This window comes from Methylobacterium goesingense, assembly GCF_022179225.1.
Classification (GTDB): Bacteria; Pseudomonadota; Alphaproteobacteria; order Rhizobiales; family Beijerinckiaceae; genus Methylobacterium; species Methylobacterium goesingense.
Genome location: NZ_BPQL01000248.1, coordinates 1 through 1044, shown reverse-complemented (window position 1 = coordinate 1044; position 1044 = coordinate 1). Strand labels below are relative to the sequence as shown.

Here is a 1044-nt window from a genome sequence, read left to right as displayed (position 1 = left end):
AGCGCGCCGCCGAGGATGATGAAGAGGGCGACGACCCACGCGAAGACCGGACGGTCGATGAAGAAGCGGGCCATGGTTCAGCGCACCTGCGAAACGGGCTTGGCCGCATCGGGCTTGGCTGCGCCGGACTTGGCCGCGTCAGACTTGGCCGCATCGGGTTTCGGCGCGTCGGTCTTGACCACTTCCCCCTTGGCCTGGCGCGGCTGGGCGTCGGCGTCCGCGACGTCGGTATCGCGCGGCTTCGGCTCGTGATCCTCGGAGGCCGTCTTCAGTTCGACGGTCTTTACCTCCTGGCCGGCGGCGATCTTCTGCACGCCCTCGACCACGACCCGGTCGCCGGCCTTGAGGCCGGAGCGGATGATCCACTGGTTGCCGACCACGGAGCCGACTTCCACGGGCTGGAGCATCACCTTGCTGTCGTCGCGCACGACCCAGACCTCGGCCTTGCCGTCGCTGGTGCGCTGAATCGCCTGCTGCGGCACCGCGAGCGCGTCGGTGTCGATGCCCTGCTTGATGCGGGCGCGGACATACATGCCGGGGAACAGCTCGTCGTGCGGGTTCGGGAACAGCACCCGCAGGGTCACCTGTCCGGTGCTGGGGTCGGCGGTCACGTCGGAGAACAGCAGCTTGCCGGCCGAGCCGTAGAGCGAGCCGTCATCCATGATGAGGTGGACGTTCGCGGTGTCGGCCGAGAGCCGCGAGAGCTCGCCGCTGGCGAGATCCCGGCGCAGCTTGTTCAGCTCCCCCACCGACTGGGTGATGTCGACGTAGATCGGGTCGAGCTGCTGGATGGTCGCGAGGTTGGCGGTTCCGCCCTGCTCCACCAGGGTACCCTCGGTGAGGAGTGCCCGGCCGATGCGGCCCGAGATGGGGGCGCGGACATCCGTGTAGCCGAGGTTGAGCTTAGCCCGGTCACGGGTCGCCTTGGCGCCGGCGACTTCGGCCTGGGCCTGTTTCAGGCCCGCATAGGCGGCATCGTACTGCGCCTGGCTCGCGGTCTGGCGTGAGAGCAGCTGTTCCAGACGGTCGGCCTGCTGGGAGGCG

At 68.9% G+C, this 1044-nt stretch carries 1 protein-coding gene; it reads right to left on the bottom strand.

The genetic code is table 11. The annotated features are described in order from the left end of the window. Window positions 1-77 precede the first annotated feature (77 nt). On the bottom strand, window positions 78-1044 hold a 967-nt coding region (locus tag MFF30_RS25660), incomplete at its 5' end, for an efflux RND transporter periplasmic adaptor subunit (RefSeq protein WP_238283082.1).